Genomic DNA, 23,647 nt, shown 5'->3' with positions numbered 1-23,647 from the left:
AGAATCAATTTGAAGTGAATTTCTTCGCTAAGTTAATTAATTTAGGGACTATTAACTACATTAACCCTTGTTTTCATGTTAATATATATAAAAAGTATGAAAAAATTATTTGAATTACCGCATATAGAACAGCTTGGGAAGGAGCGGGGACACATCCTTATGCATATTGAAGAAAAAAAAGGAATACAGAACCAGTGGTTGCACACACTTCAAGAAGAAACCGCTGCTTTATTCGTAGATCATGAACCCCACTACCCTTCTGTAGTACCCATGAGTCAGGTTCAGGACTATGGCTTTCTTCGCCGTATATTTCAATTACTTATGGATGTGTGTAAGCTGGATCCTGTTTATTACCCTCATGCGACCTATTTAATTACGGACCGTAATGGCATTGTTGTCTCAACAAAACAAGGGGAAACCTGTAATATCTATCGCTTCGGGAAATGGGGATTGCGAACGGTAGGCCTATCCGCTATTAGTATGTGTATACGTTCAGGTCACTCAGCCTTAGTATGTGGTACAGAACATGATGCACCTTTTTTGCAGGAGTTTAATTCCTTTGCCTTTCCTATTATAGTACATGGTGAAACCATAGGGGCTTTTGCATTTCTTGTGAAGCCTATTACATCGGTGGATCCATTTACATCCTTATTGCACTTCTCTACCATGGTTGAACGGACATTACTCCATTGCTGTCAAGAAGATAGCCAAATTAATTTGCATCAGGAAATCAATATTGAGCGTAAATACTCGGGATTGATTAAAGAAATGCATGAACGTCTTAATGTTAACCAGATGCTGTCAAAATTAGCTGTAGAATTGGAACGGATACTTCGTAAGGGCAATATCTCCATTGGCTTAGTGGGTCAAAAAGACAGAGTACTTCATCTAGCATGGCATTCAGAAGGGAAAAAACTCCCTACCTTACACTTGCCTATTCAACAGCAGAATGAGGAGACGGCAGAGTTATATCAGGAAATTTTTATTAAGCAAGAGTTTGTGACCCACAATCGTGCTCGTTATCAGCAATTATTAAAGCTCTTCCCTGGCATGGAGCAATTAGATTTTTCCAGTTTTATCTTATTACCACTCTCTCATAAGCGAGAGTTGATGGGTTTCATCCTCATCCATAGTAAACAATATCTGATGCTACAAGAAGATGAGCAGCAATTGCTTTCGCGGTTGGTCAAAGAGATTGCGGCATCTCTTCATCAAGCCCTTGTTCATCAAGAGGTAGAGCAGGCTGTGCATAAACGAGATATCTTGTATCATGTGTCACAGAAACTCTATTCCACGTTTAACCTCAATGAGGTTTTAAAAACGATCATCGAGAGCATTGATCAGCTCTATCCAGAATTACATGTGGATCTCTATTTAACGGCAGATACCTTTGAAATTGAAGTGCCCGTCAAAATTCTTCAGTTTTCCCAACAGGAACAAGAGATCTATTTACGTGCATTTATGGAAGGAAGAGTCATACATCAGGAGCAAACCACTGGGGTATCCTTAGCTGTACCCTTACTGGGGAAACAGGGCAGCTATGGCGTTTTTCATATCTATTCGGAGCCAGGTACTTACTTGGCAGAAGATGAGGTAGCGTTCATCACGCTACTTGCAGAGACTGCAGGGCATGCTTTTGAGAATGCTCAGCTTTATCAGCAATCTCGTGAACTGATTCGTGAACTAAAAATCGTGAATCAGATCACCCAGGAGCTGAATAAAAAATTACAATTAAATGAAGTGCTAGTCTATCTGGTAAAGAAGATGGCCACAACCTTTAATGCCAATTCCATGATTATCCATCACAATCCAGACAGCAGTGAGCGATATACCATCGACGCGATCTCTAGTGATGAATTAGGACAACTGACACTAGAACCCTTGCTCGATAGACTATGTCAGTGTTTAGCGAGGGGGGAGGGTTTAATTCAGTCGGATGAATCATGCCCCATTCGGGAGAATTACATCGTCCGTTCAGTGATGGGAATTCCCATAAGAACGGATGGGCTAACGATGCAATGCTTGATCGTTTTTTCAGAGAAGCCATTTGCTTTTACCTATAATGATTACCAACTGCTTCAGTTAATTGCTCAACACTCATCCTTGGCTGTGAATAATGCCATTCTCCATCAACGCTTGGAGCAAATGGTGATCACGGATCAATTGACGCAACTGTATGCGCGTCATTACCTCAATGATCAGATTGTGGTTTCACAAGAGCGAGATGGATTTGGCTCATTTATTCTCATCGATATTGATGATTTCAAGAAGGTAAATGATACGTATGGACATCAAAAGGGGGACGAGCTACTCCAATTTGTTGCACAGACCGTGAAAAATAGTATTCGAGAAGGTGATGTTGCAGCACGTTGGGGAGGAGAAGAGATTGCCATCTATCTACCACGCTGTGAGATCTCTTCAGCGAAGCAAGTGGCCGAGCGGATTCGGCAACGGGTTGAAGCGACCTCTCAGCCCAAGGTAACACTTTCCATTGGCGTAACCACATGGAAGCATGGTGAACGCGATTTAGAAGGCGAGGAACTTTTCTACTATGCCGATAAGGCCATGTACAAAGCAAAAAATAGTGGTAAAAATCTTGTGGTGGTTGCAGATTAAAAATATGAAGAAGATGCCTATGTAGTTCGGGTAGGCATCTATTTTTTTACTTCTCTAACCATCATTAGAAGGAATTGTCTGAACTCTTCCGTATACATATGGTATAGGAAGAGGGAGGGATAGGATGAAGTCAATACGAATTGGTGCAGGGCAGGGTTTTTATGGGGATACAGTAGATGGAGCACTACGAATGGCAAGGTATGGGGATGTTCAATATATCTGCTTCGACACCCTTGCAGAGTTGACCATGGCCATTCTGCATAAGGATGCGAAGAAAAATCCACGAGGTGGTTTTCCAAAGGATTTTGCAGTGACCTTGCGTACTTTGCTTCCCTATGTGAAGGAGAAGGGGATCAAATTAATTACCAACGCCGGAGGAATCAATCCTGTTGGTGCCAGAGATTTGGCTGTACAGATCGCCCGTGAACTAGGAATTCATGATCTACGTATCGGCATTGCTACGGGGGACAATTTGGTTCCATTCCTCCATGAATTAGGTGAAAAGGGTGTGAAATGGCGGTGTAATGGAGAAACCCTCAACTCACAAGCCTATACAGAGCGGTTGTTGTTTGCCAATGCTTATTTAGGCGCGACTCCCATTGTTCGCTGCCTTGAAGCAGGAGCAGATATCGTGATTACTGGTCGGACAACAGATTCTGCACAATTTTTAGCCCCGATGATCTATGAACTGAAGTGGAGGCCTGATGATTGGGATAAGCTAGCGCAGGGCGTCCTATTAGGTCATCTGATGGAATGCTCTGCCCAATCTACAGGAGGGAATTTCAGCGGGGATTGGTGGAACATTGAGGGCTATGAGGAGATTGGTTATCCCTTATGCGAAGTGTCTGAGGATGGTTCCGCATTATTAACGAAACCCCCTCAGACAGGGGGACGTGTGAGTGTTGAGACAGTACGGGAACAATTCCTCTATGAGCTTCACAATCCCGCGGAATACCTTACCCCAGATGTGACCTGTGACTTTTCCCAAGTCGCTTTTCACCAAGAAGGGGAGAATCAGGTTCGAATCCTTGGCGCACGTGGAACAGCAGCACCACCAACACTCAAAGCGGTGATGGGCATCTCTGATGGCTACATGGGTCAAGGAATGGTGGGCTACTCCTGGCCGGATGCCAAAGCCAAGTGTGAAAAAGTTCTCCAAATTATCCAGAAGCAGACCCAACTGCAGCAAATTCCACTCCAAGCCTTTCATCATGAGTTTCTAGGCCTTAATTCATTACATGGGCCATTGGCTCACGGGGTGAACGAGGAGGAATTGAATGAGTGTTATCTGCGTGTTGCCGTAAAAACAGAAAGGAAAGAGGATGCTGAACGCTTTGGTCGCCTCTTTCCGCCCTTAGCATTAAATGGTCCACCGTTTATTGGAGGATTGTCCAGTATGTGGTCTGCCCGAGCACTAAGTCAATTAGCTTCTGCATTAATTCCACGGGAATGGGTTGAGACGAGAGTAGTTCATGATGTGGTGGAGGTGTAAGGGATGGCGCAATTACGATTACGGGATCTGGCGTATGTTCGCTCCGGAGATAAAGGGAACACCTGTGATATTGGACTCTTTGCACGTACCCCAGAAATGTATGAGATCTTTGTTCGAGAGGTTACAGCGAACCGAGTCAAGGAGCATTTCTCTCCATTGGTGCAGGGACCGGTTACTCGCTATGAGGTTCCTAATGTGCTAGGATTAAAATTTATCTTAGAGGAAGCATTAGGCGGAGGAGCAGCCTCCTCACTTCGTAGTGATAACTTAGGAAAATCATTTGGCTCCATCCTTTTGCGGCTTGTCATCGAGATTCCAGAGGAGTTATGTACAGAAGAGCATTTAGTCCCTCACTACACAAGATAAATAGTCAGTGCAAAAAAGTCTTGCCTAGGGCAGGACTTTTTCAAGTCTTCTTTATTCATCGATTGTTATCACTCCGCTCCTTGCAGTTAAGAGCAACATCGTCAATAATAAAGATGAAAATGTCCATACGATCTGCTGTTGAAACGAGGGTAGAATGATGGGTAAAAAAGGTGACCAAACGAAGCTAGCAATTACTAATGCTGCTATTTCTCTGTTCAAATATCAGGGGTATCATGGAACCAGTGTACGTCAGATTGCTGAACGTGCTGATGTTAATATCGCCTTAATTTCCTACTATTTTAAAAATAAACAAGGTATCCTGGAATCATTATTCATCCAATTCTACGAAGGCATTCTCCAAACGAGCAGGGAGGTCTTTCCTCAAGAAGTAGATGAACATGAGGAGGTACTTCCTTATTTACTTCGCTATCTCCGTGCCTTGATGCAGTATTATCAGGAGAATCAAGAGGTAACACTCCTCGTACATCGAGAGCTTTCCGTTGATTCCACATTGATGCGTGAGGTAATGAGTACCTATCTTGCAAAGCAGAAGTACTATCTTGTAACTTTACTAGAATGGGGAGTATCTCAGGGAGAATTTCAGATCGTTTCTCTTGAAGTAACTGCTTTGCAAATACAGAGTCTAATAACAATGCCCTATCTCAATCTCCAAGTGATGCAGGAAGTTTATCATCTTCCCACACATTCTCCTAGCTTTCAGCAACAGCTCCTTGAGGAAACGGAGTATGCAGTCTATGCTTTAGTGCACCCTTCCTTATAGGATAAGGAATTGAACCTGATCTGCTTTAATTCAGATCAGGTAAAAATGTCGAAAAAGTGATAGAATACATAGATTTTGACGAAGAAGGCAGGAAGATAGCAGGGAGATGATGAAATAATAGAGATAGTGTTTCTTGTGCGTGATATGGATGATGAAAGAAAAAGGAGACGTCAAGATGTCAGAAGCGGCAACGATCAAACGAACATGGATTCTCATACTCATATACTCTCTGGTCTTTACCTTGACGGTAGGAGCTGTTGGTTTTCCAAAGGATAAAGATGCTCTTGTCATCGATGAAGAGAACTACTTTATCCGTCAGCAGATTGAGTCATTAACTCAGAATATTCAAAGTAAGGCTGCAGCCTTCCGAGTTGTGATTCTATCGAAGGCGGATTCCATGACTACACAAGAATATACCAATCAATTATTTGATGAACTGAAGATCCCTGATGACGGACTATTACTAGTAATGGCCATGGAAACAGGGGAGATCGTGGCAAAGCCAGGTAAAGCATTGATTGAGTTGGGGATCGATGGAAAACTGATCACTCAAAAAATCAATACGTTAATTGTACCGAATGCAGAACATAATATGCATTTGGAAGGTATTAGTACCTTTATTGACTCGATCGATGGTGAGATTACCACAGCACGCCATCGTCAGGCTACGCTGGAGTCTTCCATCGTCGATAAGAAAGCAGAACAGAATGAGGATGCTAATGTCTTAGGGATGCCCTTTTGGCTTAAATTAATCTTAGGTCTGACGATTTTGGCAGCCCTAGCCCTTGCATATATTTATTGGATGCGTCACCGCATGTTGAGAATGGTGGAGGATCTTTCAACGATCAAACTAGATTTGGAGGAGAGATTAACCAACTATACAGGCATTCCAGGGATAGCAGGATTATCCATTGAACAACAAAGGCGGATCCAAGAGATTAAACAGTCATGGAAGAAGATGGCTGAGGAGCATCTACCTAATTTTGAGATGAATCTATTTGAGATTGAAGAGGAGATCAGTCATCTCCATTTTATTCGAGCCAAACAGATGATGATGGATGCTGATCAGCTCATGGATCAAGTTGAGCAGCAGGCCATACAAATGGTGGAGGACTGGCAGGATTGGATTGATCAAACGGAGAATGTTCAGGATCGTGCCATTGAAGTAGAGCGGATTGTAGTACAGATTCAACAGGAATTACTGGTATATGTGAATGACGGTAAGCTCGTCATGGATTCCATTCAAGAAGAATGGAAACAGCTGCATGAGCTACGCGAGGAACTACAGACGCTGGCGAAAGAAGAAAGGATGGCTGAAGCGACCCCAATTCTTGACGAAATCGAATCCATCGTGGAAAAGCTAAAGTCGTTCACCTCGTTGATTCCACATATTTCTGAAGAGATGGAGGTAACCATCCCGAATGATCTGGATCAATTGACGCAGTTCGCCAATGAAATGGAAGTGCATGGTTTTGCGTTACGAGAAGTAGGGTTCTATGAAGAGATCGAACAAGTTCGTAAAAATTGGGCACTGATGCTGACACAATTTCACGAAGGCAATATTCGGGACATGATCCCCCAAGTTCAAGAGTTGAAGCAACAGCTAGATAAGATGTTTCAACATCTGGAGGAGGAGGTCAGTGCCAAAGAAAGAACGGGTCAGGCCCTCCAACGAATTCATTCATCTATCCATACTTTACAAGAGAAGCAAACGGAAGTGGAGCACCTCCTGTTCGATGTGAAGCAGCATTACCGTCTCCAAGATGATGAAGCGGTTGCCAGCCAAGCGATGGCGAATCTCCCTCAGATTCAAGAAGAGATGGAGGAGAAGATCGTGCAGATCGAAGGGAAGATGAAGGGGAAGGCACCGATCTATAACTCCCTTTACCAGGAGCTGCTAACGATCGAAGAGGAACTTCAAAAACAGGTGGAACTATGTGAAGAATGGGTTGCCAAGCTCCATTACTACCAACAAAGTGAAGATGAATCCTTAGATAGAATGGAGCAGTTGTATCGCCGTTTAATCAAGCTTGAAAATCAATTGCGGCGTACAAACCTACCAGCACTTCCTGGTGATCTTGTGAGTGCTTTAGAGATCGCAGGGTTGATGCTCGATGAAGCGGACGAAAAGCTCATAGAAGAACCATTCGATGTGCTGGCTGTTCAACAACAGCTCGATGAATTGGAGAAGCAGGTATATCTCGTTGAAGAAAAAAGTATTGAGACAATCACAGCGTGTGAGGAAGCAGAGAATGTTATTCAGTACGCATATCGTTATCGTAATGATCCAGAAGCAGAGGCTTTACTAAAGGAAGCAGAGAACTCATTTCGTCTGGCGGAGTTTAATCAGGCCATTGAGTTTGTGAATCGTATACTTGAACGATATGAATCAGATTGATGATGAAAACCGGCGATATAAATCGTCGGTTTTTTAACTTCTCTCCTCTGCCTTTCATCAAGCATGGCCATGTACGTAACCTCCATGTAACTTGCCTTTCTATAATAATGTGAAGAGCAAGGAAATGAGCATATGGTGAGAAAGGAAGATCGGAGATGAAGCGATTACAAGATCGTGTCGCCATTATCACAGGGGGAGCAAGTGGTATTGGATTTGCAACAGCTCGCCGTTTCTTACAGGAAGGAGCCAAGGTAGCCATCATCGATATTCGGCAGGAAGAGGGAGAAGCAGCTCTACAGCAGCTCCAAACTGCGGGAGATGTGCAATTCTTTGTTGCAGATGTTCGTCATACTCAAGAGATTGAAACGATGGTTGCGCAGGTGCATGAGCATTATGGCCGCATTGATATTCTGATCAATAATGCAGGCATTACAGCAGATGCTACCTTAGCTAAGATGAGTGATGAAGCGTGGCAACGTGTGATTGATATTAATTTGACGGGGGTCTTTGCTTGTACCCGTGCGGTCATTCCTCATATGATTGAACAAGGATATGGACGAATTCTTAGTACTTCTTCTGTTGTGGGCCTATATGGGAACTTTGGGCAGACGAATTATGCAGCTACGAAGGCAGGTGTCATTGCAATGACGAAGACTTGGGCGAAGGAATTAGGCCGGAAGGGGATTACGGCCAATGCCGTTGCGCCAGGCTTCATACGAACAGCCATGACAGAGAAGATGCCAGAGAAAGTATTAACCATGATGAAGGAACGTGTTCCCCTCCAGCGACTTGGGGAGGTCGAAGACATTGCCAATGCTTTTGTCTATTTGGCTAGCGAGGAAGCCAGTTATGTGAATGGAGCTGTGCTTTCTGTAGATGGCGGTGTAAACCTCTAATCCTTCCATGCTCCTCTGATTCAGGACTTGGTCTTTTACAAAGAGTGTGCTACCATAATGAAGTTAATAAAGACCAGGAGCGGAAAGGGGTTTATGGTATGCATTTTTTTTATAATCCAGACGGAATTGGCGATGTATTATGTGTTTCCCTCGAGGAAGCCCTCCCCCATGAAGTTACATGTAAACGTGTGGATAATGTGGCAGTGATTCGCCTATTACAGAATGGAAATCCAGTGGGCTTTAATATTTTTGAAGCCAGTCAATATTTTCAATTGGAGCAAAAGGGGAATATCCCTGTTACAAGCCAATTATTAGAAAAGGCCAATGCATTGATCCGCGAAGCAGGGATTAAATGGACCTTAGAAGAAGAGAATCAGCATTTCTTCGTGATTGGTCATGTGCTTCAATGTGAGCAGCATCCTGATTCAGATCATCTCCATGTTTGTCAGGTCGATGTTGGTGAAGAAGAAGCACTACAGATCGTCTGTGGTGCACCGAATGTAGAGCAGGATCAATATGTGGCAGTGGCGCTAGTAGGTGCTGTGATGCCAGATGGAATGAAGATCAAAAAAGCAAAGCTACGTGGTGTTCCTTCTCATGGGATGATTTGCTCTGCACGGGAATTGGGCATTGCAGATGCACCTCAAGAACGTGGGATCATGGTACTTACTGAGCCTGTTCAATCAGGTACACCTTTCACTGTCGAAGAGGGGATCTTCCAGCTGAACGATTAATATTTTACCCCTTTTTCGTCAATGCTACCCTATAAGGGGGTGAGCAAATGCCAGATGTAAAATGTAGTGTTTCGAACTGTCACTACTGGGCAGAAGGGAATCATTGTGCTGCGGATGCAATTATGGTAAAGGTTGATGATCATACCAATAGCTATTTTAAGACAGAATTTGCGAATGATATGGATCAGCAGAACCTTGATAAGGGGCATGCTGTGAATAACCGCGGAACGCTTTGTGAAACCTTCCGAAAAAAAGAAAGTCAATAAAAAATAAGGGACATTCCTACATGGAATGTCCTTTTAGTTTCGGTTGACCTTGCAGGAGTGGATTGAATGTCATGGGCAACTGTACATCATGCCAAGAAGAGACGCGTTGTACTTGCTTAGGAAGAGGTCCTTGATTATAAGGTGTATCAAAGAGGAAAACAGGGATATCTAAGGCTTCTGCAAGGTCAACGGCATTGTCATATTTATCTTCAAAAAAGATATCCACTTGATGTGCTTTTGCCGTTTCAATCTTATTGTGGCTTCCTATGCATTCTAAGTCATCGTATGGAATTTGATGTTGTTGAAGCCATCGTTTCGTCAGTGGAGCATGATTTTGATCTCGTGCGCTAATGAAAATAAGCTGATGATAGGGTTCCCATTCCTTCAACCGCAGATAGGCTTCTGGAAGTAGAGGGGAATTGGCATAGATGGTGGCTACATTGTGATTGAACCAGCGATCCATAATCTCTTTATCGATGCCATAGACCTGTGCCAAATCATACTCCGTCACCTGATCAAAGGTAAGTCTTTTGCGAAAAGCACGATTGAGATAGGGAATAAATGTTGTGGGATCGGTAATCGTTCCATCAATATCGATGCCCAACCGCAGACCATTTTTAACCTTTTTCATTTGCATCATAACCAGCTCCTTAAACCTAAATCATACAGCAATAGTATTAAAATTACAATATGTAAAGCATGTATAGTGAGTTAAGGTCAGTGTAAAGGGTCATACTAACGATCGGTATATCGTTAACATCGAAAGAGGGAATCAGGATGAAACGATTAATACTAAGTATTTGGTATACCATCGATATCTTTTACTACGCTTGTACACGTCTCACCTATATTGATAAGCATCAGAATATTTTTCGCGTTGTAATAAAACGCTATCGTGGTCGTTCTCTTATCTTTGCAGATGATCAGATGATTCGTTCCGGTGATTGGATCTGTAAGATTCATTTGCACAACTACTATCTGGCAAGGGAGCTGCAGGAAGCAAGGAGTGAAGTGGAGGTGGCTATTCGAGTTCTCAGGCTTATTCGCCAATCCCTTCCAGGCTTGGCTCAATTTATTGCGACTCATCCAAAACATGAGGAGATCATTGGCATCTTCGGGACAACGAAATTAACTCGTTCGAGCGATAAACTGGGGTTTCGCAGTATCAAAGTACCTAATTCAATCTATTTCCGTTATAAGAATTACCTGTTGACGTTCTTATACTATCTTATGCATTTTTATACTGTCCCTGGACAAAAAGGACAGCTACAGCACCCAATGAAGTATTTGTTTATGCCGAGCATGGAGCTCTATGAGAGGTACCTAGAGGAAGGGATGACTCATGTTAAAGGAAAAGCTTGAACATCATTCAGATGGCAGAATCCTGTTATTAACCGAGCGAATTGCCGGTCGGGGTCATCTTAAGGCTGCTGAAAATATTGCCGCTGCCATTCAACAGCAGCACTCCCTACATGTTCCCATATGTTATGCCTTAGAAGAAGTGGCTCCTGCTCTAGCCCATCTCATCTCTTATTCCTATCGTATGATCATTAATCAGACACCACAGGTTTGGAACTGGATTCATCGATGGAATCGTCTTCGGTCTTTTGAAAAAGAGGGAGTTTGGACGCGCTGGCTTGCATTAAGGCTAGAACCGGTCATCCAAAAGCATCAGCCTCAATTAATCGGCTGTACACATGCTATGTCCTTGGGTGCTTTAGCCTATCTAAAACAGCAGGCAAAGTATGATTTTCATCTTGCGGCAATTTTTACGGATTTTCAGGTTCATCCTTATTGGGTCTATCCAGAAGTGGATAGTTATTATGTTCCTACGCCTTGGCAACGTCAGCAGTTGTTACAGAAATTAAACAGGCATGGAGAGTATCACGGTCAGATTGAAGTAATGGGCATCCCCATCTGTCCAGAGTATGGTAGGGAATTGTCTGATGATGAACGGGCTGCTGTTCGCGCACATTATGGACTGCAGCCCTCATCTCCTACAATTTTATGTATAGGAGGAGGAAATGGGGAGAAGATGTTGGAAGAACTTTTCCGTCTTGCCATCCGCCTTTCCCAGCAAATTGAGTGGTTATTTGTCACAGGTACCAATCATCGATTATATGAGTGGATTCAGGTTCAGGTCCGAAAAATGGGGGTCTCACATATTCATCCACTTGCTTATATTAATAAAATGAATGAACTCATGACCATCGCTGATGCAGTTGTTAGTAAAGCAGGCGGGTTAACATCAGCGGAGGTTTTAGCACAAGGTCTCCCCTTTTTCATCTACAAACCTTTACCAGGTCAAGAGGAGGCGAATTGCCACTTTTTATCACAGAGATTGCAGATTCAGGTTTCTTATCATCTCAAGGAATTGGAGCAGGAAATTGTGGGTTGGCTAGAGCAGGGAATTGCAAAAAAACGTCCAAAGCAATCATGGGGGGATGCGGGAGTGATCGCCAATTCGCTCGTCGAAACAATAAGATGTCAGTCTATTTATCCTTTCATGGCAAGTAAGAAGTGATATACTAAAAACGATAAACAGAGAATGCATGAAAATGGGTAAAGGAGATTGAACATGTTTGAACAACGACTGCATGATCTTCTAAGTAAGCTGAAGAGCCTAAATTGTCAGGATGTACTCATTGTTAACCCAATGCATGTATATTATTTTACAGGATTCTATAGTGATCCCCATGAGCGCTTTATGGGGCTTTTTCTCAATGAAAAGAAGGGGCTATATTTAATCGTTCCAGCACTTGAAGTGGAGCATGCTCATCAGGTCTGCCAGATACCAGCAAAAATTGTTGGATATACGGATGCAGAAGGACCGCTAGCGGCGATTCATGGGTGGTTTCAGAACGTAACCGGTGAACTTAATCTTGGCGTTGAGAAAGATGTGCTTACATTAAGCCGTTGCCAGTTGCTAGAAGAAGCCCATCAACAGCTGCACTATGTAGATGTAGCAGAAAGTATTGCTCAATTGCGTTTGCTTAAGTCCGCAGATGAAATCAAGAAGCTAGCTGCAGCAGCACAGTTGGTGGATCAGGTTTTAGAAGCAGGTATTAAACGAGTCCTTCGCGGTATGAGTGAACGACAGTTGGTAGCAGAAATTGACTACCTTGCAAAGGGAATGGGTGCAGATGCCATGGCCTTTACGACCATGGTACTAGTCGGAGCTAATGCTGCATTGCCTCATGGCATACCAGGCTCTACTCCCATTGAGGATGGTCAATTTCTTCTGATTGATATGGGTGTACGCCTTAATGGATACAACTCAGATATTACAAGGACCTTCATGATTGGTAAAGCCAATGAGAAACAGAAGCAGGTTTATCACATCGTTCGTCAGGCAGAGGAGCAGGCAATTGCAGCGGTTCGCGTAGGTACAACATTGGCTGCACTGGATGGTGTCGCTCGTGAGACGATTCGCGCTGCAGGCTATGGTGATTACTTTACCCATCGCTTAGGTCATGGACTAGGGATGGAAACCCATGAGTATCCTAGTGTTCATGGGTTGAATCATTCTCCTGTTGTGGAGGGGATGGTCTTCACCATTGAGCCGGGGATTTATCTTCCAGGCTGGGGTGGTGTTCGGATTGAAGATGATGTGGTTGTTCAGCAATCAGGAGCTCAGGTATTGACTCAATTCCCAAAGGATTTAATCGAGTTGTAATCGATTTCCATGTATGATACTGGAGCATAAGTAGCAGCTATCCTTGCAAAGGGTAGCTGTTTATTTTTGCCCTTTGCGGCTGTAAACCATGTAGATAGGAGATTATTGCCAGAATGCTCATGAAAACCACTAGAAGAAAAAAACTTTAGGGGATGCAGGATTTTATAAAATTATGTAGAATTAAAAAAGGACAACAGAAAGGAGCGTAGTTGCATGGGAAACTGGCAGAAAATTTTAAATAACACCTGTAAGGGTCTTTGCCTTGTTGGCATCTTTTCAAGCGTTATGACCCTGCCTATACATGCGGATGAAGCGACTGTTCCGGTTGAAGTTCAAAAAGAAAGAACAATTATGGTGGAAACACCATCTAATCAAGGTCAAGCAGTCTCTACACCTGAAAGCGCTACAACTGGAATTGAATCCATAGAAATTGAAGAGAAACCAATTTTTGTTGATGTTCCGGAAGAGTATTGGGCAAGGGATGCGATTGAGGCACTTTATGAAATGGATGCGCTAACTTACGAAACGGTAGATGAACTTCTCTATTATCATGGTGATCAACCTGTTACTCGTGCTGAATTTAGTAAGATGATCATCGTTGCTAAAGGTATCGATGTGACAAAGACCAAGTATCTAGGTGCATTCAAGGATATTACGGCTGATTCATGGTATGCAAACTTCGTAGAGACAGCCTACCAAATGGGGATCTTCGGCGGTGTCACAGAAGAATACTTTGCCCCTGACCAAAAGCTTAGCCGACTAGATGGGATTGCAGGACTAGTACGTGCTGTTGGCGTAAGAGAAGATGTTCGAAAAATTGATAAAAAGAAACGTGATGAGTATTTATCTAAATTCACCGATCGTAAAGATATTCCCCAATGGGGTACAGGCAATCTTGCTGAGCAATATATGACCTATGCGGTGATTAATGGGATACATCGTTCCTTCACCAATGGGAATAGCAACCAATTGCTACCCAATCAACCGATGACAAAAGCAGAAGCTGCTATGTTGGTTTTTCATCTTATTTATCCTAAGCTAGAAACATTAAAGACCGTTGAAATTGATGGAACCAAAGTTTACTATCATCGCAGTATGGTGGTAGAGACAACTGCATTTAACAGCAGTGAAACCAATCTTTCTGATTATACAGCTATCGGTTTAAAGACAAGGAAAGGGATCGTAGCAGTTGATCCATCGGTAATTCCCCTTGGAACGCATCTCTACATTGAGGGATATGGTTATGCTGTTGCCGCTGATCGTGGCGGTGCCATTAAAGGTAATAAAGTGGATGTTTATATGGAAACATTAAACGAAGCAAAGCAATATGGGAGAAAGAAAAATATAAAAGTGTTTGTCCTGGATAATAATAGTTTTTATGAAGAGAAGGAAATGGCAATACGTTAGGATTTACTTGAGGATTGACTAGAATCAAGCTAAAGATTGTTTGGTTAAAACTGGTGATAATGAATCATACTACATGTTGAGGTGACAACATGGACTGGGTACGATTCATGATTATCAGTTTTCTTTTTATCTTATTGATCATTTTCATTTCTAACATCAGGATTTCCATTCGTTGGCGTCGCGATGGGAAAAATGACATGATTATCATTAAACTCAAAGCATTATTTGGTTTGATTCGTATTCAAAAGGAGATTCCCATACTTACGCTAGAGGATACGCTAAGCGGATTTTCACTTCATTTTGATACGGTTCATGAACAAAATTCTGAAAATGGTTCCTCCAGTACGATGATTACTCCCCCAGAAGTCAAGAAAAATTGGCGTAACTGGAAGGAGCTTGTCGATCAATACCGTGATGTCATCCCCTATTTCCGCCGTCTTTTACGGATCATTTATATAAAAAAATTGGATTGGCGTACTAGTGTTGGAACGGGTGAAGCAGCAGAGACGGGAACGATAACAGGCTTTATCTGGAACATTAAGGCGCTGGTTATCACCGTTATTTCACAGTACCTCACGATGGATACACAACCTCGTTATGATGTTCGAGCCCATTTTTCTGAACCACTATTCCATACTGAAGGAGAATGCATACTTCAAATCTCTGTAGGAAAAGCTACCTTTGTAGCCATTGGTGCATTGAAAAGTTTGAGAAAAGGGCGTGAACGTAAATGGCAGAACATCCAATCCAAGGCTTGATGAAGGAAGCTATGGAGAATATTAAAGAGATGGTGGATGTGAATACCATAATTGGCGATCCTGTTGAGGCAGATGGTTCCTTTATTATTCCTGTCTCAAAGGTGGGGTTTGGCTTTGCAGCTGGAGGAAGCCAATTCCAGACTCGTCATGGTAGTAATGGACAAGGTGAGAACGCACAGCTCCCATTTGGAGGAGGGGCAGGTGGAGGCGTCTCAATAACCCCTGTGGCTTTCCTTGTCATTAGTCCGGAAGAGATCCGTTCCATCTCATTAGAAACCCCCAATCAACTCTATGAAACACTGTTGGATCGTGCACCTAAATTACTTGAGCAGTTACAACGTATGTTTACCTCTGAGCCCAAAGATGAGATGAAGAACGGACGGGATGACAGCTCTCGCAGTTCGGACCAGTAGAGAGCAAGACCTCGTTCATTCTCGCGACTATTTTACATCGGTTTAGTATCAAGTTTTCAGCCATCCTTGATAATCAGCGAAGGATGGCTTTTCTATGCTTTTGTAATCGAATGAAAACATGGTAAGATGGTATGGATCTTGTCTGACGGAGGTGTTTTCATGCGTGTGTTAGTGACCAATGATGATGGTATTCAAGCTCCAGGAATACGTGTCTTGGTAGAGGCATTATTACAATATCAACCCACTTATGAACTGTATGTAGTGGCACCGGCTAATGAACGTAGTGCTGTAGGACACGGTATTACTGTGCGTAGTCCATTGCATGTAGAGGAGTATGTACTGGAAGGTCTGCCAGTGAAAGCATGGGCAGTTCAAGGAACTCCTGCTGACTGTATTAAGGTGGGGTATCATCTCCTCTGTGAACGAGAGGTACACCTTGTTATTTCAGGAATCAATGCAGGCACCAATCTTGGTAAGGATGTATATTATTCTGGCACGGTTAGCGGGGCAAGAGAAGGTGTTATTCTTGGCGTGCCTGGTATTGCTCTCTCCTATGACAATCACTTTACTCCTGAGGACTTTTCTGGTGTGAACCAGCTGCTTCAGTCTGTTTTTCAGCAAATTGAGGCAACTGTCATCCCGCAAGGTACATTGCTCAATATCAATTTACCTAATCTTAAGAACCATCATGTAAAAGGTATGATTCCAGCGCCATTAGCATGGGATTTTTATGAGGATCGTCTTCAGCAGATCGATGATATGAAATCAGGATATTGGTTGGAACGGGAGTATGGTCGAATCCATCCTCTACAGGATGATTATCATCTGCTCATGAATGGATATATTACCATTACGCCAATTCAGATTGATACTGCGGATCATAGCTTACTTCAGCAGATGAATTCATGGAAGATAGAATTTGATGGACGTGAAGGGACGGAGAAATAATGGCAACGGAGCAGGAACGATTTGAAGCATTATTCTATCAATTGGATGCGTGGTGTTCATCACAAGAGAATTATCAGTATGCCATGGCTCACATGGCGGAAATGGAGGAACTTGAACAGATTCAAACAATTTATCGTCAAGAGGAGATTCGAAGAGCTGTGCAGATGGTTTACCTAAAAGGCTTCCATCATACAGACTCCATGACGCCAGATGTAATTGCGATGTTTGCTGGATATCTTGTGCAGCAATTGCTTAAGCCCCATGAAAAGGTGCTTGATCCAGCCATGGGAACAGGTAATTTATTAGCAGCCTGTCTTAATCAAGCTACGGTGGAGAAGGTAGAGTGGCTAGGTGTAGAGGAGGATCATACTCTCCATCGCTATGCTAAAACGCTATTCGCAATGTTAGGCAAGCCCATTCAGCTATTTGAAGGGAAGCTGCAGAAGCACGCGCTTTCTCCGGTTAATCTGATCGTGACAGAGCTTCCTCCTCAGTTGGAACAAGCAGAAGAGCGGATTATCCAGGCATGGAGCCATCTTACAACTGATGGAAAAATGCTCTGCGTCATGCCGCAGTCATTTTTTCAGAGCTCGCTATTTCAACAGCTGAAAGCAGAAGGAGCTCATCTCTTGATGAATTTGACTTTACCTTCCTCGCTTATTCAAGGTGAATTCACCTATAGCTTTGCCCTATTTAGCAAGGAAAAGGGGCGAGAAGAGGAGGCTTGTCTGCAAATTGAATTACCTTCTTTTCAGGAACGAGAAAAACTGGAGAAAGCGATGGAATTGATCAATTATTGGCTAAAATCTTGATTGTAGTATTCCATAAATAATAGGATAAAAAGAGAAAACCTATATATTTATGCCTTTTTACCTATTTTTGCATAAGATGTGATTATAGTATGGAAATTCATCCATAGGTTTACTACAATAGTACTATAAGGTTTTCATTAATCTTTAATCTATGCTGATGGGGGAAGGTACGATGGACATGAATGGTGGATTATCCTCGAAACAGATACCTAGCCATGAAGAATTACGTCGTTCATTACATCGATGTGTGAAAGAACTAGCCAATCCCTCAGCGGATGGTTCAATGCGAGACCAAATTGTTCGTGAGTTAATGATCATTTCTACTTTTTACAATGAGATGGATGCTGAGCAGCGAAATTCGTGATATTACCACACTCCCTTCCCAAGTGATGAGGATTGTGGTATACTTTTTGCAGATTATTAGTATCAGGTACTAATAGGAGGAGATAAAAATGTCATTGCTATCTGGGAAAAAAATCTTAGTCATGGGTGTAGCTAATCATCGAAGTATTGCATGGGGGATTGCCCAATCATTAGCAAGAGAAGGAGCTGAACTACATTTTACCTTTCAAGGTGAGAAGACGAAGCCGCGGGTAGAAGAGCTAGCAACTACACTTCAACAAGAGAAACAACCTCTCGTACTCCCATGCGATGTAACCAATGATGAAGATATCCAAGCCTTATTTAATACCTTGCAAGCAGAAGTGGGTGTTCTACATGGCGTGGTACACTGTATCGCATTTGCAAAGCAGGAGGATCTAAAAGGAGAGTTTGTGAATACATCCAGAGATGGTTTTGCTTTAGCCCAAGATATTAGTACCTACTCATTAATCGCGGTTACTCGTGCAGCACGCCCTCTCATGACAGAAGGTGGCAGCATTCTTACCATGACTTATCTCGGCGGTGAGCGTGTTGTTCAGAATTACAATATGATGGGAGTTGCTAAGGCAGCCCTAGATCAGACGGTACGATATCTAGCGAATGATCTAGGTAAAGAAGGTATCCGTGTTAACGCCATCTCTGCAGGTCCAATTCGCACGCTAGCTGCGAAAGGGGTAGGCGATTTCAATTCGATTCTACATGTGATGGAAGAGAAGGCGCCACTTCGTCGTTCTGTTACACAAGAGGAAGTAGGAGATTCTGCACTTTTCTTACTCAGTGATTGGGCACGAGGAATTACTGGAGAAGTTCTCCACGTGGATGGCGGTTTTCACATCGTTGCATATTAAACTTTAATATGACCTAAATCATACGCTATACTAAAGGTGAGACAAATCATGCTTGATTGAGCAGATGACGTCTCACCTTTAAAATTAATAAGGAGGTTGCCTATGAAGCATTATGATCTTCACACACATTCCACCGCTTCCGATGGTGTTCTCTCCCCTAGTGAGGTTGTTAAACGAGCAGGAGCCAATGGACTGAGTGGCATTGCCTTAACTGATCATGATACAGTAGCAGGATTATCTGAAGCAGAACAGACTGGCATAGAAATTGGTGTGGAAGTAGTGAAGGGCATTGAGATCTCCACCCTAGATGATGGAAAGGACATTCATGTTCTTGGTTATGAGATGGATATTCATAACCAGGATTTCTTAAAGAAATGTGAGGAACTGCAACATGTCCGGGATCGCCGAAACGAAATGATGATTGCAAGATTGCAGGAATTAGGAATATCCATCACCCTGGAAGAGGTTGTGGCACAGAAGGGATCTAGTTCCAATATTGGCAGGCCTCATATGGCTCAGCTCTTAATTGAGAAAGGGATTGTTTCATCCATGCCCCAGGCTTTTAAAGAGTATCTAGGAGTGGGTGGAAAGGCTTATGTAACTCCGCCAAGAATTCGACCTGAGGAAGCAATTCAGATGATCCATGCTGCTGGTGGTGTAGCAGTGCTTGCTCATCCGGGACTCTACGGTAAGCCTGAGCTAATCCCACGCTTGGTGGAAGCAGGTCTCGATGGCATTGAGATCTGGCATAGTGATCATAATCGAAGCACCGAAACAGAGTACCTACAGCTAGCCGAAGAGTATGGATTGTTGACGACAGCAGGCTCTGATTTTCATGGTGAACGTCATGGGGAAGTCTTCCATGGGGACATTGGAAGCAAGAAGATCGATGAGACGGTTGTAGAGCAGATTCAAGCATTGGCTAGAGAGCGAAAAACATTCGAGAAATAATGAAGACGAAGGCGAGAGCGAAGCTGTGCCTTCGTCTTTTTTTATCGATGGCGCAATCTTCTCCACCCCAAGTAAAGTGTAATTAAAAGGAAAATTGCACCGCTACTTAGGAGAATGTGAAAAGGGTGGGGGACACGGATTTGAACCTCTAGCTGATTAGGCTTGGTCAGTGAGAGATCCCAGCTTAACCGTTTTCCACCCTTTTCCACACGAGTTGCATTACTTGCACTTGCTGAAATGGGTAGTTTCAAAACAAAACGGGGCTTCACTAGCTTGCTTAGCTGGCTAGTGATATTCGAAGCAAAATCCTGTCCATTCCATTGACTCCAGTCAAAGTTTGCAGAAATAAGGTATTCTTTTGTCCACCAATGTTCTTTCTCCTCAATGCTAATCTGGGGCAGCCAATTCTCAGGGAATCCAAGGTTCTTCTGTTGAAAGGGAAGCGGGGTGCTTAACCGGAAAGAGTGTTCCCCTAGGTCCATTGGTGAGAATTCGATCTGATAGCCTCTTGATTCTAAGGTTGGTGTGAGATCTGTTAGCAGTGACCTTATCTGCTTATGGAGATAATCTGGATAGCTCATATTGAGTTGAAAGGTTCCTTTTCCCTGCCAATTCATATCTACTACGCCTTCAATTTCCGCACAGCCTGGAAGGAGAATTAGCATGAATAGAAAGCTGAAGATCAGGAGTGACTGCACCCATATCTTAGGAATATGCATGGTATTCGCTCGCTCTTTTCATCATAATAAGAAGGTCTCATCCACTTGCCATGTGCCATCTGCTGTCTGTTTAATGAGATGGAACTGATTGATTATACAAGCTAATTGAAAGGAGCGCAAGCGCAAGCGCCCATAGACATCGAGAAGTTCGCCCTCAGCTAAATCACGGGCAACCGTTAAGTGTGGGACAAAGGAGTACTTCCTTTCTACCTGAATAGGGCCATTGGATAGGCGCTGATGAAGATGATGAAGCGCATCTTTTTCTTGGATGGCAAGATAGACGATGGGTGTAACAGGGTGGAAGGTACCTACCTTATGAAAGGTAAGGGAAAATGCCTCAGTATCTTTTGCCACAGCTTCTAAGAATGAGCTAGAAGATTGACGTTCTTCATCAGTAAGCGTAAAGGGATCTAGCAAAGTAACATAGGGTTCAATTTGGTGAAAATAGGAATCATAACGTTTTCGTAACGAGTTTGCCATGCTTCGAATCTCTTCAGAAGGAAAGATCACCACGCTATATTTCATCGTACCCCTCCATTAATAATAGTTTGAATATTAGGAAAACATCATTTTAATCATCTTATCAGACATCGATTTCAACCACAATATGGAATTATCTAAAAGTCATAATGATATATCAATATTGTCAAAATGAAATTAAAGTGATATCATATGTATATACAATTTGAACAATTGCTAAAGGGGGAAGAAGAATGAAGGAATTAAAAGCGTGGAAAGTCAACGGTTTCTTAGGTTTGCTAATCGCCTTGGGTCTAGTAGGTGGTGCAGTCTATTACTTTATCCAAGAAAATTTTTGGGTGGCTATTCCACTCACAGTGCTGGCCATGATTCTTTTCAGTGGTCTTGTGGTAATCCAACCAAACCAAGCATTCGCCATTATCTTCTTCGGGCGTTATTTAGGAACAATTCGCGAGAGTGGTCTCTTCATTACTGTGCCTTTCTCTATCCACAAGAAGGTTTCTCTTCGTGTTCGTAACTTTAATAGTAAAATGCTCAAAGTAAATGATGTAGATGGTAATCCCATTGAGATTGCTGCAGTAGTTGTTTTTAAAGTAGTAGATAGCGCGAAAGCCATCTTTGATGTGGATGATTACGAAGCTTTTGTTGAGATTCAAAGTGAAACTGCTCTGCGTCATGTTGCAACCAAATATGCTTATGATACCTTTACAGAAGGAGGCTTATCATTGCGAGGCAATGCTGAGGAAATTGCCCAGGAGCTTGCCCAGGAATTACAAGTGCGCTTAGCTGTTGCAGGGGTAGAGGTGATGGAGGCACGCTTAACACACTTAGCTTATTCACCAGAGATTGCTAGCAGCATGTTGCAGCGCCAGCAAGCGTCTGCCATTATCTCCGCGCGCCAGAAGATCGTAGAAGGTGCAGTGGGAATGGTAAAGGATGCCCTTGAGCAGCTAGAGTCTGAAGGGGTTGTCCAATTGGATGAGGAGCGGAAAGCACAGATGGTGAGTAACCTCATGATTGCGATTGTGTCTGATCGGGGAGCCCAGCCCGTATTAAATACAGGAAGTCTCTATTGATCCATGTCGAAGAAAAAGAGCTTTCCACTTCGGATTGATCCAAAAATATATGCTGCCATAGAGCGCTGGGCACAGGATGAGTTCCGAAGTGTGAACGGTCAGATTGAATTTCTTCTCCGTGATGCATTAAAACGTTCTGGCCGCTTAACACAAGCATTTCCTTCTGAAGAAGGAGATGCTGAAGCAAATGATTAACCAATCAACATGTTCTCTTCTGGGAAACGTAATTTAGCAGGTGTAGAACGTTGCGTAAAAGCAAAGGCCAGTGTTAAAGGGCCAAGGCGCCCAGTAAACATCACAAGAATCATGATGAGTTTGCCAATAGAGGTTAAGTTGGCGGTTATTCCCGTAGAAAGTCCCACTGTGCCGAAGGCAGAAGTAACCTCAAAAAGTAGGCTTAGAAAATGCTCGCTGGCTATCTGTTCGCTCCATAGTAAAATGCTAGTTGCCAGAATGATCACAGCGATAGAGACAGCAAAAACAGCAAGAGCTGTCACCACATAACGCCAGTTAATCCTTCGTTCAAATAAGTTAATCTCTTCCTCACCCTTAATAAAGCTACGGACAGCAAAGAAGAGCACGACGAAGGTATTGGTCTTAATTCCACCTCCCGTTCCACCAGAGGACGCACCGATAAACATCAAGAGGATGAGCAGTGAAAGAGACGTAGCTTGCAATGCTTCGATGGGAATGGTGTTGAACCCTGCTGTTCTCGCGGTGACACTTTGGAAGAAAGCAGCCCAAAAGCGTTCATGCGTATTTAACGAACCCATGGTGTCAGGATTTTCATACTCATTGAGGAGCAGAAAGAACCATCCTATGATGATTAAGATTGTGGTGGTAACTAAGACGATTTTCGAATGGAGCATTAATGTACGCCAACTCTTCTTTTTATAGAGATCCATGATGACTGGGAAACCGATTCCCCCAAGAATAATTAGGCTTGTAATGGCAATGTTGACAGTAGCATCTCCCACAAATTGACTAAGACTGTCATTCCATAAGGAGAAGCCGGCATTATTAAAGGCGGAGACGGAATGGAAGAGCGCGTAATAGAAGCCATCAACCCAACCGAGCCTTGGACTCCAATGGATCGTGAGTAACAGAGTACTAAGTCCTTCAAAGAGGAAGGAAATCCATAAGATTTGTAAAGCGAGAGTACCAAGACCTTCATAGGAAGATGTTTTGGTACTCTCTTTCATAACTAATCGTTGCTTCCAGCTTAGTTTTTTTCCAAAAAGTGTTGTTAAGAAGACAGCGAACGTCATAAAACCAAGACCACCAATCTGGATGAGGCAGAGAATGATCAATTGCCCGAAGAAGGAGAACTCTGTACCAATCATCAAGGTGTTCAATCCCGTAACACAGACCGCAGATGTGGCAGTAAAAAGGGCATCAATAAAAGGAATCGGTTCAGTGCTAGATGCAATGGGTAGTGCTAATAGGACAGCACCGCTAAGAATAGTAAAAGCGAAGCCAGCAATGAGCCAGAGGTGAGGATTATAGGATAAGCGATGGGATTGAATCTGTAGCATAGCGGTCAACCTTCTTTATTCATATAAATGGGTTCTATACACCAAATTCGACAAAATTAGCTCCATTTCCTGTTCATCAGAGGATAACCTGAAT

Annotated in this window: 25 protein-coding genes; 21 read left to right on the top strand and 4 right to left on the bottom strand. The window is 43.0% G+C overall.

The features are described 5' to 3' along the window. Positions 1-159 precede the first annotated feature (159 nt). From BN1691_RS13525 to BN1691_RS13490, 8 genes are all read left to right on the top strand, one after another. Positions 160-2,616: a sensor domain-containing diguanylate cyclase gene (locus BN1691_RS13525; RefSeq protein ID WP_048602683.1), complete on the top strand. Its 2,457-nt coding sequence runs from the start codon at positions 160-162 to the stop codon at positions 2,614-2,616. A gap of 124 nt (positions 2,617-2,740) precedes the next feature. Further along, positions 2,741-4,108: an acyclic terpene utilization AtuA family protein gene (locus BN1691_RS13520; RefSeq protein WP_048602682.1), complete on the top strand. Its 1,368-nt coding sequence runs from the start codon at positions 2,741-2,743 to the stop codon at positions 4,106-4,108. Positions 4,109-4,111: 3 nt separating this feature from the next. After that, positions 4,112-4,474: an AtuA-related protein gene (locus tag BN1691_RS13515; protein WP_048602681.1), complete on the top strand. Its 363-nt coding sequence runs from the start codon at positions 4,112-4,114 to the stop codon at positions 4,472-4,474. Positions 4,475-4,631: 157 nt separating this feature from the next. Further along, positions 4,632-5,255 (top strand): forespore capture DNA-binding protein RefZ, encoded by a 624-nt coding sequence (gene refZ, locus BN1691_RS13510; RefSeq protein WP_048602680.1) that lies wholly within the window; start codon positions 4,632-4,634, stop codon positions 5,253-5,255. A 175-nt stretch (positions 5,256-5,430) separates the two neighbouring features. Beyond that, on the top strand, positions 5,431-7,653 hold the full coding sequence (locus BN1691_RS13505; protein WP_048602679.1) for a septation ring formation regulator EzrA: 2,223 nt from the start codon (positions 5,431-5,433) through the stop codon (positions 7,651-7,653). A gap of 155 nt (positions 7,654-7,808) precedes the next feature. Then, entirely contained in the window at positions 7,809-8,549 is a 741-nt protein-coding gene (gene fabG, locus BN1691_RS13500; RefSeq protein WP_048602678.1) for a 3-oxoacyl-[acyl-carrier-protein] reductase, read from the top strand. Between the two features lie 98 nt (positions 8,550-8,647). Further along, entirely contained in the window at positions 8,648-9,283 is a 636-nt protein-coding gene (gene ytpR, locus BN1691_RS13495) for a YtpR family tRNA-binding protein (RefSeq protein WP_048602677.1), read from the top strand. A gap of 47 nt (positions 9,284-9,330) precedes the next feature. After that, on the top strand, positions 9,331-9,549 hold the full coding sequence (locus BN1691_RS13490) for a DUF1540 domain-containing protein (RefSeq protein ID WP_048602676.1): 219 nt from the start codon (positions 9,331-9,333) through the stop codon (positions 9,547-9,549). A 16-nt stretch (positions 9,550-9,565) separates the two neighbouring features. On the opposite strand, the gene BN1691_RS13485 is transcribed toward BN1691_RS13490, so the two are convergent. Beyond that, positions 9,566-10,186, bottom strand: a complete 621-nt coding sequence (locus BN1691_RS13485) for a 5' nucleotidase, NT5C type (RefSeq protein ID WP_315969547.1) — start codon at positions 10,184-10,186, stop codon at positions 9,566-9,568. A 140-nt stretch (positions 10,187-10,326) separates the two neighbouring features. Between BN1691_RS13485 and BN1691_RS13480 the strand changes: the two genes are divergently transcribed. The 11 genes from BN1691_RS13480 (at position 10,327) to BN1691_RS13430 (ending at position 19,743) form a co-directional block, all read left to right on the top strand. Beyond that, positions 10,327-10,911, top strand: coding sequence for a YkoP family protein (locus BN1691_RS13480; protein WP_048602675.1), 585 nt, complete (start codon positions 10,327-10,329; stop codon positions 10,909-10,911). Beyond that, on the top strand, positions 10,892-12,073 hold the full coding sequence (locus tag BN1691_RS13475; RefSeq protein WP_048602674.1) for an MGDG synthase family glycosyltransferase: 1,182 nt from the start codon (positions 10,892-10,894) through the stop codon (positions 12,071-12,073). The genes BN1691_RS13480 and BN1691_RS13475 overlap by 20 nt, the downstream gene beginning before the upstream one ends. Before the next feature lie 54 nt (positions 12,074-12,127). Continuing rightward, a complete protein-coding gene (locus BN1691_RS13470) occupies positions 12,128-13,225 on the top strand; it encodes a M24 family metallopeptidase (RefSeq protein ID WP_048602673.1) in 1,098 nt (365 codons plus the stop codon). 213 nt (positions 13,226-13,438) lie between these two features. Continuing rightward, positions 13,439-14,632, top strand: coding sequence for a 3D domain-containing protein (locus BN1691_RS14910; RefSeq protein WP_053083780.1), 1,194 nt, complete (start codon positions 13,439-13,441; stop codon positions 14,630-14,632). 89 nt (positions 14,633-14,721) lie between these two features. Then, on the top strand, positions 14,722-15,390 hold the full coding sequence (locus BN1691_RS13460) for a DUF2953 domain-containing protein (RefSeq protein WP_048602672.1): 669 nt from the start codon (positions 14,722-14,724) through the stop codon (positions 15,388-15,390). Further along, positions 15,363-15,803, top strand: a complete 441-nt coding sequence (ytfJ, locus tag BN1691_RS13455; RefSeq protein ID WP_048602671.1) for a GerW family sporulation protein — start codon at positions 15,363-15,365, stop codon at positions 15,801-15,803. The genes BN1691_RS13460 and ytfJ overlap by 28 nt, the downstream gene beginning before the upstream one ends. A gap of 159 nt (positions 15,804-15,962) precedes the next feature. Next, positions 15,963-16,751, top strand: coding sequence for a 5'/3'-nucleotidase SurE (gene surE / locus BN1691_RS13450; protein ID WP_048602670.1), 789 nt, complete (start codon positions 15,963-15,965; stop codon positions 16,749-16,751). Further along, a complete protein-coding gene (locus tag BN1691_RS13445) occupies positions 16,751-17,563 on the top strand; it encodes a class I SAM-dependent methyltransferase (protein ID WP_048602669.1) in 813 nt (270 codons plus the stop codon). The genes surE and BN1691_RS13445 overlap by 1 nt, the downstream gene beginning before the upstream one ends. 172 nt (positions 17,564-17,735) lie before the next feature. Then, positions 17,736-17,927: a hypothetical protein gene (locus BN1691_RS13440; RefSeq protein WP_048602668.1), complete on the top strand. Its 192-nt coding sequence runs from the start codon at positions 17,736-17,738 to the stop codon at positions 17,925-17,927. Between the two features lie 88 nt (positions 17,928-18,015). Beyond that, positions 18,016-18,792 (top strand): enoyl-ACP reductase FabI, encoded by a 777-nt coding sequence (gene fabI / locus BN1691_RS13435; RefSeq protein WP_048602667.1) that lies wholly within the window; start codon positions 18,016-18,018, stop codon positions 18,790-18,792. 102 nt (positions 18,793-18,894) lie between these two features. Beyond that, positions 18,895-19,743: a PHP domain-containing protein gene (locus BN1691_RS13430; protein ID WP_048602666.1), complete on the top strand. Its 849-nt coding sequence runs from the start codon at positions 18,895-18,897 to the stop codon at positions 19,741-19,743. Between the two features lie 41 nt (positions 19,744-19,784). Here BN1691_RS13430 and BN1691_RS13425 read toward each other — a convergent pair whose 3' ends face one another. Then, on the bottom strand, positions 19,785-20,462 hold the full coding sequence (locus BN1691_RS13425) for a DUF3153 domain-containing protein (RefSeq protein WP_048602665.1): 678 nt from the start codon (positions 20,460-20,462) through the stop codon (positions 19,785-19,787). A gap of 21 nt (positions 20,463-20,483) precedes the next feature. Beyond that, positions 20,484-20,987, bottom strand: a complete 504-nt coding sequence (locus BN1691_RS13420) for a 2'-5' RNA ligase family protein (protein WP_048602664.1) — start codon at positions 20,985-20,987, stop codon at positions 20,484-20,486. Positions 20,988-21,175: 188 nt separating this feature from the next. Between BN1691_RS13420 and BN1691_RS13415 the strand changes: the two genes are divergently transcribed. Next, positions 21,176-22,018, top strand: coding sequence for an SPFH domain-containing protein (locus tag BN1691_RS13415; protein WP_048602663.1), 843 nt, complete (start codon positions 21,176-21,178; stop codon positions 22,016-22,018). A 3-nt stretch (positions 22,019-22,021) separates the two neighbouring features. Further along, a complete protein-coding gene (locus BN1691_RS13410; RefSeq protein ID WP_048602662.1) occupies positions 22,022-22,213 on the top strand; it encodes a type II toxin-antitoxin system antitoxin in 192 nt (63 codons plus the stop codon). Here the strand turns inward: BN1691_RS13410 and BN1691_RS13405 are convergent. Next, entirely contained in the window at positions 22,210-23,553 is a 1,344-nt protein-coding gene (locus BN1691_RS13405) for a TrkH family potassium uptake protein (RefSeq protein ID WP_048602661.1), read from the bottom strand. The genes BN1691_RS13410 and BN1691_RS13405 overlap by 4 nt on opposite strands. Positions 23,554-23,647 lie beyond the last annotated feature (94 nt).

Origin of the sequence: Rubeoparvulum massiliense (assembly GCF_001049895.1) — a bacterium.
In the GTDB taxonomy this organism is placed as follows: domain Bacteria; phylum Bacillota; class Bacilli; order Rubeoparvulales; family Rubeoparvulaceae; genus Rubeoparvulum; species Rubeoparvulum massiliense.
The sequence above is the reverse complement of the archived record's forward strand: the minus strand, read 5'-3'. Positions and strand labels throughout refer to the sequence as shown.